A 19054-nucleotide genomic window follows, 5' to 3' on the forward strand; every position below is an offset into this window, starting at 1 on the left:
ATGAATGCTGAAGACTCCTTGAAACTTGCTCGCCGGTTTATCGGGTTGCCCCTGGAAAAGCGCCAGATGTTCCTCGCGGCCCTGCACAAGGAGGGCGTGGATTTCGCGCGGTTCCCGATACCCGCCGGCATAGAAGCCGAGGATCGTCAGGCGCTGTCCTACGCGCAGCGCCGTATGTGGTTCCTGTGGCAACTCGATCCGCAGAGCGGCGCCTACAACTTGCCCGGTGCGGTGCGGCTCAACGGGCGGCTGAACCTGACAGCGCTGGAGCAAGCCTTCGCCAGCCTCGTGGAGCGTCACGAAACCCTGCGCACAGTGTTCCAGCGCCAGGCCGATGACAGCCTGCTGCAAGTGCCGGCCACCGCGCCGCTGCTGATTAGCCGGGAAGACTTCAGCGCTCTGTCGGCCAGTGAGCGCGAACAGGCGGTGATCGATGCCGCCGAACAGCAGTCGCTGCTGCCATTCGATCTGGCGGTCGGCCCGTTGCTGCGAGTGACCTTGCTCAAGCTGGCCGAGCAGGAACACGTGCTGCTGCTGACCTTGCACCACATCGTGTCCGATGGCTGGTCGATGAACGTGTTGATCGACGAGTTCATCCGTTGCTACGACGCGTTCGACGCGGGTCAGGCGCCGCAATTGCCGCCACTGCCGATCCAGTACAGCGACTACGCGCTGTGGCAACGCCGCTGGCTGGAGGCCGGTGAGCAGGCGCGCCAGCTCGACTATTGGCAGGCGCAACTGGGTGACGAACACCCGGTGCTGGAATTGCCACTGGATCATTCGCGCCCGGCGATGCCGAGCTATCGCGGCACCCGTTACGAATTCGCGGTCGATGGCCAACTGGCCGAGCAACTGCGCAGCACGGCGCAACAGCATCAGGTCACCGTGTTCATGTTCCTGCTCGGCGCCTTCAATGCGCTGCTGCACCGTTACACCGGGCAGACCGACCTGCGTGTCGGCGTGCCGATCGCCAACCGCAATCGCGGCGAGATCGAGGGCCTGATCGGCTTCTTCGTCAACACCCAGGTGCTGCGCACGCAAGTCGACGGCCAGACCCGGGTCGACGAGTTGCTGCGGGCGGTCAAGGAAACCGCACTGGGTGCGCAGGCGCATCAGGATCTGCCGTTCGAGCAACTGGTCGAAGCGCTGAAGCTGGAACGCAGCCTCAGCCACACGCCGCTGTTCCAGGTGATGTACAACCACCAGCCGCACGTGGCCGATATCGCCACCCTCCGCACCGCATCCGGCCTGCAACTCGACAGCCTCGACTGGCAGAGCCGCACCACCCAGTTCGACCTGACGCTGGACACCTGGGAGCAGGGCGGCAAGCTGCACGCCGCGCTGACCTACGCCAGCGACCTGTTCTCTGCACCGACCATCGAACGCATGGCGCGGCACTGGCTACGCTTGTTGACGGCGATGGTCGCCGATCCATCGCAGCGCATTGGTGAGTTGCCGCTGCTGGAAGCTGACGAGCAGCGTACGCTGGTGCATGACTGGAACAACGTCCACGCGCAGTACCCGAGCGACACGCCGATTCACCAGTTGATCGAAGCGCAGGTCGCGCGTACGCCGCAGGCACCGGCACTGCTGTTCGGCGAACAGACCCTGAGTTACGCCGAACTGGATGCCCGGGCCAATCGCCTGGCGCATCTGCTGCGCGAACAGGGCGTGCAAGCGGACAGTCTGGTCGGCATCTGCGCCCTGCGTTCGGTGGAAATGGTCGTCGCGCTGCTGGCGATTCTCAAGGCCGGTGGCGCCTACGTGCCGCTCGATCCGGAGTACCCGCAGGAACGTCTGGCCTACATGATCGAGGACAGCGGCATTACGTTGCTGCTGACGCAAGAAGCCCTGCTGGCAACGCTGCCGACTGACGGCGTGAACGTCATCACCCTGGATCAGCCGGGGCTGCTCGACCGCTACAGTGCCAGCCGTCCCGACATCAGTGTCGATCCGCTGAATCTGGCGTATGTGATTTACACCTCCGGTTCCACCGGCAAGCCGAAGGGCGCCGGCAACAGCCACGCGGCGCTGGTCAACCGTTTGTGCTGGATGCAGCAAGCCTATGCGCTGGACGCCCGTGATTCGGTGTTGCAGAAAACCCCGTTCAGCTTCGACGTGTCGGTGTGGGAGTTCTTCTGGCCGCTGCTGACCGGCGCGCGCCTTGTGGTGGCCGCGCCGGGCGCGCACCGTGATCCGCTGCAACTGATCGATAGCATCAACCGCCACGGCATCAGCACGCTGCACTTCGTGCCGTCGATGTTGCAGGCGTTCATCCACGAACCGGGCGTGGAAAGCTGTAGCAGTCTCAAGCGGATTGTCTGCAGCGGTGAAGCGTTGCCGCTGGATGCGCAGCTGCAAGTCTTCGCCAAGCTGCCGAGCGCCAGCCTCTACAACTTGTATGGCCCGACCGAAGCGGCCATCGACGTCACCCACTGGACCTGTGTCGATGAAGGCGCCGACAGCGTGCCGATCGGCCGGCCGATCGCCAACCTGCGCACCCATGTCCTCGATGCCGAATTGCTGCCGGTGCCGAGCGGTGTCGCCGGTGAACTGTATCTGGGTGGCGCCGGGCTGGCGCGCAGTTATCACCAGCGTCCGGCGCTGACGGCCGAACGTTTTGTGCCGTGCCCGTTCCATGACGGCGCGCGCCTGTACCGCACCGGCGACCGTGTGCGGCAGCGCGCCGACGGGGTGATCGAATACCTCGGTCGTCTCGACCATCAGGTGAAGTTGCGCGGCCTGCGCATCGAGCTGGGTGAAATCGAGACCCGCCTGATGCAGCACTCGCGGGTGCGTGAGGCGGTGGTGCTGGTGCAGGGCGGCAAGCATCTGGTGGCTTACCTTGTGCTGGAACAGGCGCAAGCGGACGAACAGTGGCAGCAAGAGGTCAAGGTGTGGCTGCTCGGCAGCCTGCCGGAATTCATGGTGCCGACCTACCTGATCACCCTCGACAAATTGCCGGTCACCGCCAACGGCAAACTCGACCGCAAGGCCTTGCCGCAACCGGATGCCGCGCCACAACAGGCATTCGTGGCGCCACAGGACGCCATGCAGAAAGCCCTCGCGGCGATCTGGGAAGCTGTGCTCGGCCTTGAACGTGTTGGCCTCGAAGACAATTTCTTCGAGCTGGGCGGCGATTCGATCATCTCAATTCAAGTGGTCAGCCGCGCGCGGCAGGCCGGGATCCGTATCAGCCCGCGTGACCTGTTCCAGTACCAGACCGTGCGCAGTCTGGCGCTGGTCGCGAGCCACGATCATCTGTCCTCGGTGGATCAGGGACCGGTGAGCGGCGATGCCGTACTCGGGCCGATCCAGCAGGATTTCTTCAGCCGCGCGATGCCGGTGCGTGAGCACTGGAACCAGTCGTTGCTGCTGACTCCGCGTGAGGCATTGAATGCGCACTGGCTCGATGTTGCGCTGACCCACCTGATCAATCACCACGACGCCTTGCGCCTGCGTTTTGTCGAAGGCAGCGAAGGCTGGCAGCAAAGCCACGGCCCGCTGCTGACCGGCGCCGAGCTGTGGCAACGCGATGCCGAATCTGCCGAACAATTGCAGGCGCTGTGCAACGAAGCCCAGCGCAGCCTCGACCTGCAAAACGGCCCGCTGTTGCGCGCGTTGTTGGTGACGATGGCTGACGGCTCGCAGCGACTGGCACTGATCATTCATCACCTCGCGGTCGATGGCGTTTCCTGGCGGGTGCTGCTGGAAGATCTGCAGCAGGCCTACGAGCAACTCGCGGCGGGTGGCGGCATTCAGTTGCCGGTCAAGACCAGCGCCTTCCAGAGCTGGACCGCGCGTCTGGCGCAGGATGCGTCGCGCTTCGATGAACAATTGGGTTATTGGAAAGCCCAGCATCAGGGCGCCAAGGATCTGCCGTGCGACCGCCCGGATGGCAGCCTGCACAATTTGCATGGCGAGAAAATCGAATGGCGCCTCGACGCCGAGCGCACCCGCCAGTTGCTGCAACAGGCGCCGGCCGCGTATCGCACCCAGGTCAACGATCTGTTGCTTACTGCACTGGCGCGCACCATCAGTCGCTGGAGCCAGCAGCCGGGCACGCTGATCGAGCTGGAAGGCCACGGCCGCGAAGACCTGTTCGATGACGTCGACCTGACCCGCACCGTGGGCTGGTTCACCAGCCTGTTCGCGGTCAACCTGACTGCGAGCGAGGATCTCGACGGTTCGATCAAGGCGATCAAGGAGCAACTGCGCGCGGTGCCGGACAAAGGTCTGGGTTACGGCGTGCTACGGCATCTGGCCGCGCCGTCGGTGCGTGCTGAATTGGCCGGGTTGCCGCAACCGCGTATCACCTTCAATTATCTGGGCCAGTTCGACCGTCAGTTCGACGAGGCGGCGCTGTTCGTGCCGTCGGTTGAAACCAGCGGCGTGGCGCAGGATCCGTCGGCGCCTCTGGGCAACTGGCTGACCGTGGAAGGTCAGGTGTATGGCGGCGAACTGTCGATGAGCTGGGGCTTCAGCCGCGAGATGTTCGACAGCGCCACGGTGCAGCACTTGGTCGATCAATACGCCAGCGAATTGCAGGCGCTGATCGAACACTGCTGCACGCTACCCATTGCGCAAGCGACGCCGTCGGACTTCCCGCTGGCTCGGGTGACCCAGGCGCAACTGGATGCGCTGCCGGTGCCGGCCGGTCAGCTCGATGATGTCTATCCGCTGTCGCCGATGCAGCAGGGGTTGCTGTTCCACACCCTCTACGAGCAAGCGGCGGGGGAGTACATCAACCAGTTGCGCGTGGATGTGCAAGGTCTTGACCCTGAGCGCTTCCGCGCTGCATGGCAGGCCACCGTCGCTGCGCAGGACATTCTGCGCAGCGGTTTCGTCTGGCAGGGCGAACTGGCGCAACCGCTGCAGATCGTCCATAAGCAGGTGCAGTTGCCATTCAGCATCCTCGACTGGCGCGAGCGCGACGATCAGCCGGCAGCGCTCGCGGCGCTGGCTGATGCCGAGCGTCAGCAAGGATTTGATCTGAGCTATGCACCGTTGCTGCGTCTGGTGCTGGTGCAGACCGCTGCCGAGGAATGGCACCTGATCTACACCCATCACCACATTCTGATGGACGGCTGGAGCAACTCGCAGTTGCTCGGCGAAGTCTTGCAGCGCTACAGCGGTCGCACCCCGGCCCATGGCGGCGGACGTTATCGCGATTACATCGCCTGGCTGCAGCGTCAAGACGCGCAACTGAGTCAGGACTTCTGGAGCGCTCAGTTGGCCACGCTGCAAGAGCCGACCCGACTGGCCCGCGCCGCTACCGGCGGCGAGCGCGACAGTGGCCACGGTGACCATTACCTGATCCTGGACGTGCCGCGCACTCAGGCGCTGGAAGCGTTTGCCCGGCAGCAGAAAGTCACCGTCAACACCCTCGTGCAAGCTGCGTGGCTGCTGTTGCTGCAGCGCTACACCGGTCATGAAGCGGTGGCATTCGGAGCGACCGTGGCCGGGCGTCCGGCGGATTTGCCGGGCATCGAGCAGCAGGTCGGCCTGTTCATCAACACTCTGCCGGTTATCGGCGCGCCGCGTCCGGACCAAAGCGTGGGCCAGTGGCTGCAAGCGGTGCAGGCGCAAAACCTCAGCCTGCGCGACTTCGAACACACGCCGCTGGCGGATATCCAGCGCTGGGCCGGGCAGGGCGGGGAAGCGCTGTTCGACAACATTCTGGTGTTCGAAAACTACCCGGTTGCCCAGGCGCTGAGCGAGGCCGGGCAGGGCCTGACATTCGGTGAGGTCGGCAACCTGGAGCAGACCCACTACGCCCTGAGCGTGGCGGTCACCCTCGGTCAGCAATTGGCGCTGCACTACAGCTTCGACCGCAGCCAGTTTGCCGGTGAAGTGATCGAAGGCATCAGTGCCCATCTGTTGCAATTGCTTGAGCAGTTTGCGCTGTCGGCCGAACGCAACCTCGGCGAAATCGCTCTGGCCAGCGCTGACGAGCATGCCCGCCAGCAAGCCGAAAACCAGCCGCAGCCGTACCCGCTGGACATCGCTGTGCATCAGCGCATTGCCACGCTGGCGGTCGAGCGTCCGCAGCGCACCGCGGTGATCTTCAACGGTCAGCACTTCAGTTATGGCGAGATCGAGCAGCGTGCCAATCAACTGGCTCACGCGCTGATCGCCCGTGGCGTCGGCGCCGAGACCCGGGTCGGTGTGGCCCTGCCACGCAGCGAGGCGGTGATCGTCGCGCTGCTGGCGGTGCTCAAGGCCGGCGGTGCCTATGTGCCGCTGGACACCAGTTACCCGCGTGAACGCCTGGCCTATCTGATCGAGGATTCAGGGCTGGCGCTGCTGATCAGCGATTCGTCGGTGTCGGCGCAATTGCCGGTCGGCGAATCGGTGCCGTTGCTGGAGCTGGATCGTCTCGACCTGCGCGAGTTGCCGAGCACGGCGCCACAGGTCGCAGTCGATCCGCACAACCTCGCGTACGTGATCTACACCTCCGGTTCCACCGGCAATCCGAAAGGCGTCAGCGTTGCCCACGGCCCATTGGCGATGCATTGCCAAGCCATCGGTCAGCGCTACGAAATGCGCGACAGCGACTGCGAATTCCACTTCATGTCGTTCGCCTTCGACGGCGCCCACGAACGCTGGCTGACCAGCCTGACCCACGGGGCTTCGCTGCTGATTCGCGACGACACGCTGTGGACGCCGGAGCAGACCTACAACGCGATGATCGAACACGGCGTGAGCGTGGTCGCGTTCCCGCCGGTGTACCTGCAACAACTGGCCGAACACGCCGAGCGTGTCGGCCACCCGCCGAAGGTGCGGATCTATTGCTTCGGTGGCGATGCGGTGCCGAACGCCAGTTTCGAGCGGGTCAAACGCGCGCTCGATCCGGACTACATCATCAACGGCTACGGCCCGACCGAAACCGTGGTCACCCCATTGATCTGGAAGGCTGGCCGTGAAGAACCGTGCGGCGCCGCTTACGCACCAATCGGCAGCCGGATCGGCGACCGCAGCGCCTACGTGCTCGACGCCGATCTGAACCTGTTGCCACAAGGTATGGCCGGTGAGTTGTACCTTGGTGGTACCGGGTTGGCGCGGGGTTATCTGAACCGTCCGGGGCTGACCGCCGAGCGTTTTGTCGCCGACCCGTTCAGCGCAAATGGCGGCTTGCTCTATCGCACCGGTGACCTGGTGCGCCAGCGTGTCGACGGCACCTTTGACTATCTGGATCGCATCGACAATCAGGTGAAGATTCGCGGTTTCCGCATCGAACTGGGCGAAGTCGAAGCGGCGCTGCAAGCCCTCGACGGCGTGCGTGAAGCGGTGGTCGTGGCGCAGGAAGGCAGCGCCGGCAGTGGCAAGCGTCTGGTGGCCTACGTGGTCGGTGATTCAGTGAGTGCCGAGTTCACCGACCACCTGCGCGCGCAGCTCAAGGCCAGCCTGCCGGCGCACATGGTGCCGGCGTATGTCCTGCGTCTTGAGCGCATGCCGCTGACGCCGAACGGCAAGCTCGATCGCAAGAACCTGCCAAAACCGGACGTCAGCCAACTGCAACAGACCTACCTCGCGCCACACACGGCGCTGGAGCAGCAACTGGCGGCGATCTGGCAAGACGTGCTCAAGCTTGAGCAGGTCGGCGTCAGCGACAACTTCTTCGAACTGGGTGGCGACTCGATCATCTCGATTCAAGTGGTCAGCCGGGCGCGGCAGGCCGGGATTCGCTTCAGCCCCAAAGACCTGTTCCAGCACCAGACCATTCAGGCCCTGGCCACGGTGGCGCAGACCGGCGAGGCGGTGCAGCCCATCGATCAGCACGCGCAAACCGGCGAAACCGCGCTGCTGCCGATTCATCAGGCTTTTTTTGCCGAGGCGATTCCCGACCGTCACCACTGGAACCAGTCGGTGATGCTCAAGCCGACGCAGGCGTTGGATGCTCAGGTACTGGAGCAGGCGCTGGATGCGTTGGTGGTGCAGCACGACAGCTTGCGTCTGGAGTTTGTCGAGCAAGCCACGGGTTGGTCGGCGCATTACCGCGACGTCGCCACGCAAGCGGGGGAAATCATTCTCTGGCAGGTCGAGGTCGCTGATCTCGCCGCCCTTGAGGCACTGGGCGACAAGGCCCAGCGCAGCCTGCAACTGAGTGGCGGCTCACTGATCCGTGCGGTGCTGGCGAACCTGGCCGATGGTACTCAACGTCTGCTGTTGATCGTCCATCACCTGGTGGTCGATGGCGTGTCGTGGCGGATTCTGTTCGAAGATCTGCAAAACGCCTATCGCCAGCTCCTCGCAGGCAAGCCCGTGCAATTGCCGGCGAAAACCAGCGCAGTCAAAGCTTGGGCGGCAGCGTTGCAGGACTACGCCCAAACCCCAGCGTTGCAGGCCGAACTGGGCTTCTGGCAGCAGCAGCTGCAGGGCGCTTCGGCGGCTTTGCCTTACGACCATCCGAACGGTGGGCAGCAACACGATCAGGCGCTGACCCTGCGCCGCAAACTCGATCAGACCCTGACCCGTCAGCTGTTGCAGGAAGCCCCGGCGGCCTATCGCACCCAGGTCAACGACCTGTTGCTGACCGCGCTGGCGCGGGTGCTGGTGCGCTGGACCGGGGACGGCAATGCGTTGGTATTGCTTGAGGGCCATGGTCGCGAAGACCTGTTCGAACACATTGATCTGACCCGCACCGTGGGCTGGTTCACCAGCGTATTCCCTGCACGCCTGGCACCGGCTGCGGAACTCGGCGCGTCGCTCAAGCAGATCAAGGAACAGCTGCGGGCGATCCCCCACAAGGGCATCGGCTTCGGCGCACTCGCGCACCTCGGTGATGAGCCGACACGTACCGCCCTGCAAGCCTTGCCGGCGCCGCGCCTGACCTTCAACTATCTTGGCCAGTTCGACGGTAGCTTCGATGCTGCCAGCGATGCTCTGTTCGTGCCGACCAGCGAGTCCGGCGGCGCAGAGGTCAATCTGCAAGGGCCGCTGGGCAATCCGCTGGCGCTCAACAGCAAGGTGTTCGGCGGCGAGCTGGACCTGAGCTGGACCTACAGCGGTGCGATGTTCGACACCGCCACCATTCAGCGTCTGGCCGACGACTATGTGCAGGAACTGACGGCGCTGATCGGCCACTGCTGCGACACTGCCAACCGTGGTGTGACGCCGTCGGACTTCCCGTTGGCGCAACTGTCGCAAGCGCAACTCGACGCGCTGGTACTGGAGCCGCAAGGCATCGACGACATCTATCCGCTGTCGCCGATGCAGCAGGGCATGCTGTTCCACACCTTGCTCGAACACGGCAATGGCGACTACATCAACCAGATGCGCCTGGACGTCGACGGCGTCGATCCGCAACGCTTCCGCGCAGCGTGGCAGGCGGCGGTAGATGCCCACGACATCCTGCGCAGCGGCTTCTTCTGGCAAGGCGATCTGCCGCAACCGGTGCAAGTGGTGCAGCGTCAGGTCGAGGTGCCGTTCAGCGTGCTCGACTGGCACGACAGGACTGATCTGGAGGCAGCGCTGCAAACCCTCGCCGATGAGGAGCGCGCACTGGGTCTGGACCTGAGCTGCGCACCGCTGATGCGTCTGGTGCTGGTGCGCACTGCAGCCGAGCGTTATCACCTGATCTACACCAACCATCACATCCTGATGGACGGCTGGAGCAGCGCGCAGTTGCTCGGCGAAGTGTTGCAGCACTACAGCGGCGAAGCGGTCGCCCGTGGTGCGGGTCGCTATCGCGATTACATCGCCTGGCTGCAACGTCAGGATGGCGCGGCGGCTGAAGCTTACTGGCGGGCGACGCTGGGCAATCTGCAGGAACCGACGCGCCTGGCCAATGCCATCGCACGGCCGCAGGCCGGTTTGCCGAGCGTGGGTTACGGCGATCATTACCAGGTGCTGGACGCTGAGCTGAGCCAGCGCCTGGGCGAGTTTGCCCGGGCCGCGAAAGTGACCGTCAACACCGTGGTGCAAGCGGCGTGGCTGCTGCTGTTGCAGCGCTACACCGGCAAGGATTGCGTGGCGTTCGGCGCCACCGTCGCCGGGCGCCCGGCGGACCTGCCGGGTGCCGAAGCGCAGATCGGCCTTTTCATCAACACGCTGCCGGTGATCGCTGCGCCGTCCGCGCAGCAGAGCGTGATCGCCTGGCTGCAAGCGGTGCAGGCGCAGAACCTCGCCTCACGCGAGTTCGAACACACGCCGCTGGCGGACATTCAGCGCTGGGCCGGGCAGGGCGGTGACGCGCTGTTCGACAGCCTGATGGTGTTCGAGAACTACCCGATCGGCGAAGCACTGGAGCGTGGTGCGCCGCAAGGTCTGCGCTTCGGTGCGGTGGCCAATCAGGAACAGACCAACTATCCGCTGACCCTGCTGGTGAACATGGGCGCGCAACTGTCGGTGCATTTCAGTTATCAGCGCGACAGCTTCGCGGCAGCCAGCGTGGCGCAGTTGGGCGCGCATCTGCAGCGTCTGCTGAGCCAGATGGCGGATGGCGGTGAGCGTTCGCTCAGCGAACTGAACCTGATCGAACACCGCCCGCCGGTGAACAGCGATTTCGTTACCGAGCAGTGCATCCATCAAGCCATCGCCCGCCAAGTGGCAGCTAACCCGGATGCCTTGGCGGCAACCTTTGCCCTTACGCAACTGAGCTACGCCGCACTGGACGCCCAGGCCAACCGTCTGGCGCACAAACTGCTCGAGCTGGGCGTCGGCCCGGAAGTGCGGGTGGGCGTGGCGATGCCGCGTTCCGAGCAGTTGCTGGTCGCCTTGCTCGCGGTGCTCAAGGCTGGTGGCGCTTACGTGCCGCTGGACCCGGACTACCCGGCGGATCGCGTGGCTTACATGCTCGAGGATAGCCGCGCGCGGGTGTTGCTCACCGAGCAGGCCGTTGCCGCGACGCTGAGCGTACCGGGCGATACGCAGGTGCTGCTGTTGGATCAGGTTTCCTTGAGCGATTATCCGAGCTGCGCGCCTGAAACATCGGTCGCTCCAGACAACCTCGCCTACGTGATCTACACCTCCGGCTCCACCGGCAAACCGAAAGGCGTAGCGATTGCCCATCGCAACGTCATGGCGCTGATCGACTGGTCGGCCAAGGTCTACAGCCGTAACGACATTCAAGGCGTACTGGCCTCGACGTCGGTGTGCTTCGACCTGTCGGTGTGGGAGCTGTTCGTCACTCTGGCTAACGGTGGCTCGCTGATCATCGCCCGTAATGCCTTGGAGCTGCCGCACCTGCCGGCGCGCGATCAGGTGCGCCTGATCAACACTGTGCCGTCGGCGATTGCTGCGCTACAGCGTGCCGGGCAGATTCCGCCGAGCGTGCGCATCATCAATCTGGCGGGTGAACCGCTGAAACAAGCGCTGGTGGAGGCGTTGTATCAGCAGTCGACCGTCGAGCATGTTTACGACCTGTACGGCCCGTCGGAAGACACCACTTATTCGACCTGGACCCGCCGCAGTGCTGGCGGTCAGGCGCGGATCGGGCGTGCCCTTGATCACAGCGCCAGCCATCTGCTGGATGCCGATCTGCACGCGGTGCCGCAGGGCGTTTCGGCCGAGCTGTACCTGTCCGGCGCCGGCATCACGCGCGGTTATCTGGGGCGTGCGGCAATGACCGCCGAGCGCTTCGTGCCGAATCCTTTCGGCGGCAACGGCGAGCGCCTGTACCGCACCGGCGACCTGATTCGTCAGCGCGAGGAGGGCGAGCTGGAGTACATGGGCCGGATCGACCATCAGGTGAAAATTCGTGGATTCCGCATCGAACTGGGGGAAATCGAGGCGCGATTGCTCGCCCAGCCGACGGTCAGCGAAGCGGCGGTGCTGGCCGTCGACAGCGACACCGGGGCGCAACTGGTGGCGTATGTGGTCGCCCCGCAATTGAACATGCACGACGGCGACGCGCAGCGGCAACTGCGCGAGGGACTAAAGACTGGCCTCAAGTCTTCGTTACCTGACTACATGATTCCCGCGCACCTGCTGTTCCTTGAGCAGTTGCCACTGACCCCCAACGGCAAACTCGACCGCAAGGCCCTGCCGGCGGTCGATGCCAGCCAGATGCAGGCCGCGTATGTCGCGCCGCACAGTGAGCTTGAGCAACAGGTCGCGGCGATCTGGCAGCAAGTGCTCGAAGTGCAACGCATCGGCTTGAACGATCACTTCTTCGAACTCGGCGGGCACTCGCTGCTGGCGGTCAACGTGGTGTCGCGCATGGCTCTGGAACTGGGCCTGACGCTGACCCCGCAACTGTTATTCCAGCACCCCGTCCTGAGCGATTTTGTCGCTCGACTCGATACAGGAGGCGGGGCAATCAACGAACAGAAACTGAGCAAGCTGGAAGCCCTGCTTGACGATATGGAGGAAGTCTGATGGACAAGAGTGTTGCTTTGAGGGTAGCCAAGCGCTTTATCACTCTGCCGCTGGACAAACGTAAGCTGTACCTGGAAAAGATGCTCGAAGAGGGTGTCTCTCCGGCCAACCTGCCGATCCCGGAAACACGTTCCGGGTTTGCGGCGATTCCTCTGTCGTACGCTCAGGAACGTCAACTGTTCCTCTGGCAAATGGACCCGCACAGCACCGCGTATCACATCCCCAGCGCCCTGCGCCTCAAGGGGCGGCTGGATGTGGCGGCACTGGAACGCAGCTTCAACGCCGTGGCGGCGCGCCATGAAAGCCTGCGCACCACTTTTGCCGAACAGGGTGAAAGCTTTTGCCAGGTGATTCACCCGCAGTTGCCGCTGAGCATCAGCCTGACGCCATTGCCGGAGGGCCTCGACGCCGCCGGGGAAGACGCCGCGATCAAGGCCTTCGTCGAGAGCGAAACCGCACGCCCGTTCAATTTGCAGCAGGGCCCGCTGCTGCGGGTGGCGCTGCTGAAAGTGGCGGAAGACGACCATGTGCTGGTGCTGATCCAGCACCACATCATCGCCGATGGCTGGTCGATCAAAGTCCTGGTCAACGAGCTGATCCAGCATTACGCCGCCGACACCGCCGGGCATACGCTGAGCCTGCCGGAACTGGAAATACAGTACGCCGACTACGCGATCTGGCAGCGCCACTGGCTGGAAGCGGGCGAGCGTGAGCGCCAGTTGGCCTACTGGGTCAATACCCTGGACGGCGAGCAGCCGGTGCTGGAACTGCCGATCGATTTCCCGCGTCCGGCCGTGCAAAGCCTGCGCGGTGCGCGGCTGGAACTGAACCTGCCGGCAGACCTCGGTAATGCCCTCAAACAGCTGGCGCAGCGCGAAGGTGCGAGCCTGTTCATGCTGCTGCTGGCGTCGTTTCAGGCGCTGCTGCATCGCTACAGCGGTCAGGCGCAGATTCGCGTCGGGGTGCCGACCGCCAACCGTAACCGGGTCGAGACCGAAGGCCTGATCGGCTTCTTCGTCAACACGCAGGTGCTGAGTGCCGAGGTCAGCGGGCAGTTGCCGTTCAACCAGTTGCTGGCTCAGGTCAAGCAGGCGGCGATGGCTGCGCAGGCGCATCAGGATCTGCCGTTCGAGCAACTGATCGAAGCCTTGCAACCGGAGCGCAGCCTGAGCCACAGCCCGGTGTTCCAGGTGATGTTCAACCACCAGACCAGCCGAGACCAAGGCCGCAGCGCGGCGCAGTTGCCGCAACTGAGTGTCGAGGATGTGCAGTGGGAAGGGCGCACCGCGCAGTTCGATCTGACGCTGAATACCTACGAGTCCAGCGACGGCTTTGCCGCCGAGCTGATCTACGCCACTGATCTGTTCAAAGCTGATACCGTCGAGCGTCTGGCGCGTCACTGGCAGAACTTGCTGCGCGGCATCGTCGCCGCACCGAACCAGCGCGTCGGCGAATTGCCGTTGCTGGAAAGCGCCGAACACGGCGTGCTGTTGCAGGATTGGCTGCGCATCGCTGACCGCAGCACGCAAGCCGAATGCGTGCAGCAGGATTTCTCCCGACGTGCGCAGCAAACGCCGCAAGCCACTGCATTGATCATCGGCGAACACGTGCTGAGCTACGCCGAGCTGGATGCCCGCTCCAGTCAACTGGCACACAAGCTGATCGAGGCCGGTGTCGGCCCGGATCAATTGGTCGGTATCGCCGTCGAGCGCAGCGTGGAAATGCTCGTCGGCCTGCTGGCGATCCTCAAGGCCGGCGGCGCTTATGTGCCGCTGGACCCTGCGTATCCACAGGATCGCCTGGCCTACATGATCGAGGACAGCGGCCTGCCATTGCTGCTGACCCAAAGCCACTTGCAGGCGCAGTTGCCGATCCCGCCGGGCGTGCAAACGCTGCTGCTGGATCAACCTCGCGAGTGGCTGGCGGCTTATCCACAGAGCGCGCCGGACGTTGCAGTTAATGGCGAGCATCTGGCCTACACGATTTACACCTCCGGTTCCACCGGCAAACCGAAAGGCGTGATGGTGCGCCACGCGGCGCTGAGCAACTTTGTCGCGAGCATGATCAAGCAGCCGGGCATCGTGGCCACGGATCGCGTGCTGTCGCTGACCACCTTCTCGTTCGATATTTTCGGCCTGGAAATCTACGCTCCATTGCTGGCCGGCGCTTGTGTGGTACTGACTGGCAAGGACGTGCATCAAGACCCGCAAGCGGTGCTCGAACTGATCGCGCGTCACGCCGTGACGACGCTGCAAGCCACACCTTCGACCTGGCGCATGCTGCTGGACAGCGAACAGGCGCCCATCCTTTCGGGCCGCACGTTCCTCTGTGGCGGTGAAGCGCTGCCGCAGGAACTGGCGCAACGCATGCTCGCACTGACGCCGAGGGTGTGGAACCTCTACGGGCCGACCGAAACCACCATCTGGTCGGCGCAGCACGCCTTGAGTGCGGACAACAGCCGTCCATTCCTCGGCACGCCGATCGACAACACCGCGTTGTACATCCTCGGCAGCGACCTGGAGCTCAATCCGCTCGGCGCCCCGGGGGAGCTGTTGATCGGCGGCGACGGCCTCGCGCGTGGTTACTTCCAGCGCCCGAGCCTGACTGCCGAACGTTTTGTCCCGGATCCCTTTTCGACAACCGGCGCGCGCCTGTACCGCACCGGCGATCTGACCCGTTACCGCGCCGAAGGCGTGATCGAGTACATCGGGCGGATTGACCATCAGGTGAAAATCCGTGGTTTCCGGATTGAACTCGGCGAGATCGAAGCGCGTTTGCTCGCCCTCGACAGCGTGCGCGAAACCGTCGTAGTCGCTCAGGACGGCCCGACCGGCCCGCAACTGGTCGGCTATGTGGTGCCCACCGCCGGCGCTTTTGATGAAGTCGAACTGCGTGCTGCATTGAAAGCCAGCCTCAAGGCCGAACTGCCGGAATACATGGTGCCGGCGCACCTGTTGTTCCTCGCGCAACTGCCACTGACGCCGAACGGCAAAGTCGACCGCAAAGCCTTGCCAGCACCTGACGCCAGCCAACTGCAATCGACTTACATCGCCCCGCAAACCGCCACTCAACACAGTGTCGCCGAGATCTGGCAAGCGGTACTTAAGCTTGATCGCGTGGGCTTGAGCGACAACTTCTTCGAACTGGGCGGGCACTCGTTGCTGGTCACGCAAGTGGTCTCGCGCGTCCGTCAGGCGCTGAACGTGCAGGTGCCGCTGCGCACGTTGTTCGAACACAGCACGCTGGAAGATTTTGTCGCCGCGCTGGGTGTCGATCAGGCGCATCAGGAGCCGCCGATTGTTGCGTTGCCACGTCTGCAACCGCTAGCGCTGTCCTATGCCCAGGAACGTCAATGGTTCCTCTGGCAACTGCAACCGACCAGCACCGCTTATCACGTGCCGGCGGCGTTGCGTCTGCGCGGTGAGCTGGATCTGCCGGCGTTGCAGCGCAGCTTCGACGCGCTGATCGAACGCCACGAATCGCTGCGCACCTGCTTTGTCGAACAGCAGGGTCAGACCCTGCAAGTGATCCAGGCTCACGGCACGCTCGATATGCAGGTGCAGGACGTGGCGGCGGATCTCGACGAGGCGGCGCTGCAAGCGCTGGTCGCCGCCGAAACCTTGCACCTGTTCAATCTGCAGCAAGGCCCGTTGCTGCGGGTCAAACTGCTGCGTCTGGCCGCCGATGACCACGCACTGGTCATCACTCTGCATCACATCGTCGCCGATGGCTGGTCGATGAATGTCATGGTTGATGAACTGGTGGCGTTGTATGCCGCCTACAGCCAGGGCCAGCGCGTGCAATTGCCGGCGCTGCCGGTGCAATACGCCGACTACGCCGTGTGGCAGAAACAGTGGATGGACGCCGGTGAACGCGAGCGTCAATTGAGCTACTGGACCGCACAACTCGGCGCTGGCGATCAACCGCTGCTGGAGTTGCCGATCGACCGTCCGCGTCCAGCCGAGCAGAGCTATCGTGGCGCCCGTCGCGATATCCCGCTGAGCCGCGAACTGGCCACCGCGCTCAAGCAACTGGCGCAGCGCGAGAACGTTACGCTGTTTGCGCTGTTGCTGGCGTCGTTCCAGACCTTGCTGCATCGCTACAGCGGTCAGGCCGATATCCGCGTCGGAGTGCCGGTGGCCAACCGCAACCGGGTCGAGACCGAAGGCCTGATCGGTTTCTTCGTCAACACCCAGGTTCTGAAGGCCGAGTTCGACAGTCGGCAGACGTTCCGCAGCCTGCTGCAACAAGTGAAAAATACGGTGCTCGGCGCGCAGGCGCATCAGGATCTGCCGTTTGAACAACTGGTCGACGCGCTGCAACCGGAGCGCAGCCTCAGCCACAGCCCGCTGTTCCAGGTGATGCACAACCACCAGAGCCAGGTGCGTCAGGCGCAGGGCGCCACACGTCTGCCAAAGCTGGCGATTGAAGGCTTGCCTTGGGCGTCCAGTACCGCGCAGTTCGACCTGACCCTGAACACCTTTGAATCGAGCGACAACGTCTGGGCCGAGCTGACCTATGCCACCGATCTGTTCGACGTCGAAACCATCGAACGTCTGGCGCAGCACTGGACCCGTCTGCTGCAAGGCATCGTCGCCGACTGCGCTCAGCGCATCGCCGAACTGCCGCTGCATGACGCCGCCGAACACGCGGCGACCTTGCAGCAGTGGAACCCGGCCATCCGCGATTTCCCGAGCGAGCAGTGCCTGCATCAGCGCATCGAACAACAAGCCGCCCGCGCCCCGCAAGCGATTGCCGTGAGCTGTGCCGGGCAGTCCCTGAGCTACGGCGAGCTGAACAGCCGCGCCAACCAGTTGGCCCACAAGCTGATTGCCAGCGGTGTCGGCCCGGATGTGCGCGTCGGTCTGGCGGTGGAGCGCAGCCTCGACATGCTGGTCGGCCTGTTGGCGATTCTCAAGGCCGGCGGCGCCTATGTGCCGCTGGACCCGACCTACCCGGAAGAACGCCTGAGCTACATGATCGGCGACAGCGGCATCGCCTTGCTGCTGACCCAGAGTCATCTGCTGGGACGTCTGCCAGTACCCGATTCGCTGCGCAGCCTGATGCTCGATCAGGAACGCGACGGTCTCGATGGCTACAGCGACAGCAATCCGCACGTACACATGAGCCCGGATAACCTGGCTTACGTGATCTACACCTCCGGTTCTACCGGTCAACCGAAGGGCACGTTGCTGGCCCATCGCAACGTGTTGCGCCTGTTCGAGGCCACCGATGCGTGGTTCGGTTTTGGCGCCACGGATGTCTGGAGCCTGTTCCATTCCTACGCGTTCGATTTCTCGGTGTGGGAGATTTTCGGGGCGCTGCTGTACGGCGGCAAACTGCTGGTGGTGCCTTACGAGGTCAGCCGCTCGCCGGAAGATTTCTTCGCCTTGCTTTGCCGCGAAGGCGTCACCGTGCTCAACCAGACGCCGTCGGCGTTCAAGCAATTGATGCAAGTGGCCTGCGCCCCGGAGCACGCGGCGCAAGCACTGGCGCTGCGTTACGTGGTGTTCGGCGGCGAGGCGCTGGAGGTCAAGAGCCTGCGTCCGTGGTTCGAGCGTTTCGGCGATCAGGCACCGCAACTGATCAACATGTATGGCATCACCGAAACCACCGTGCACGTGACCTACCGGCCGATTTCGCTGGCCGACTTGCAGCGTGATGCCAGCAGTCCGATCGGCGAGCCGATCCCGGACCTGTCCTGGTACTTGCTCGACGGAGATCTGAACCCGGTCGCCAAAGGTTGCATCGGTGAGCTGTACGTCGGTCGTGCCGGCCTGGCTCGCGGTTATTTGAACCGTGCGGATCTGACCAGCCTGCGCTTCATTCCCGACCCGTTCGCCGCCGATGGCGGGCGTCTGTACCGTACCGGTGACCTGGCGCGCTACCGCGCCGACGGCGTGATCGAATACATCGGGCGCATCGATCATCAGGTGAAGATTCGCGGTTTCCGTATCGAACTCGGCGAGATCGAAGCGCAACTGCTGGAACAGGCTGCCGTGCGCCAGACCGTGGTGCTGGCGCAACCAGGGCTCAGCGGTCAGCAATTGGTGGCGTATCTGGTGCCAGGCGACGCCGCGCTGCTCGACGCAAGCCCGGCCGAACAGGCGCTGTGGCGCGACAGCGTGCGCGCCGAACTCAAGGCCAATCTTCCGGCTCACATGGTTCCGGCGCACCTGTTGCTGCTGGCACAATTGCCGTTGACCGCCAACGGCAAACTCAATCGCAACGCCTTGCCGTCACCGGACGCCAGCCAGGCGCAGCAGGCCTATCAGGCGCCGCAAAGCGCGATGGAGCAGGGGCTGGTCGCGATCTGGCAGGACGTACTGAAGCTGTCGCAAGTCGGCATCCACGACAACTTCTTCGAACTGGGCGGCGACTCGATCATCTCGATTCAGGTGGTCAGCCGCGCCCGTCAGGCCGGCATTCGCCTCAATCCCAAAGACCTGTTCCAGCACCAGACCGTGCAGCGTCTGGCGCTGGTTGCGCAGTGGGGTGGCGAAGAATCGAGCATTGATCAGCGAGCCGCGAGCGGTGCGGCGTTGTTGCTGCCGATCCAGCAGCAGTTCTTCGCCGACGAGATTCCGCAGCGTCACCACTGGAACCAGTCGGTGCTGCTGCAACCGCGGCAGACGCTGGACGCTGAGAAAATCGAGCAAGTGTTGCGCGCCCTGGTGGCCCATCACGATGCCTTGCGCCTGAGCTTCACCCAGCACGATGGCGTGTGGCAGGC

The 19054-nt window shown here is 63.9% G+C and carries 2 protein-coding genes (1 of these 2 running past the window's edge); both read left to right on the forward strand.

From position 1 onward, the window contains the following. A complete protein-coding gene (locus GTQ41_RS09545) occupies positions 1-12321 on the forward strand; it encodes a non-ribosomal peptide synthetase (protein WP_217325486.1) in 12321 nt (4106 codons plus the stop codon). After that, positions 12321-19054: the 5' end (the start) of a non-ribosomal peptide synthase/polyketide synthase gene (locus tag GTQ41_RS09550; RefSeq protein WP_217325487.1), read on the forward strand. The gene runs 8260 nt beyond the window's last position; only the first 6734 of its 14994 coding nucleotides appear in the window; its start codon is at positions 12321-12323; its stop codon lies off the right edge, out of view. The genes GTQ41_RS09545 and GTQ41_RS09550 overlap by 1 nt, the downstream gene beginning before the upstream one ends.

It is taken from the genome of Pseudomonas sp. AN-B15, from assembly GCF_019056475.1.
GTDB classification, from domain to species: domain Bacteria; phylum Pseudomonadota; class Gammaproteobacteria; order Pseudomonadales; family Pseudomonadaceae; genus Aquipseudomonas; species Aquipseudomonas parakoreensis.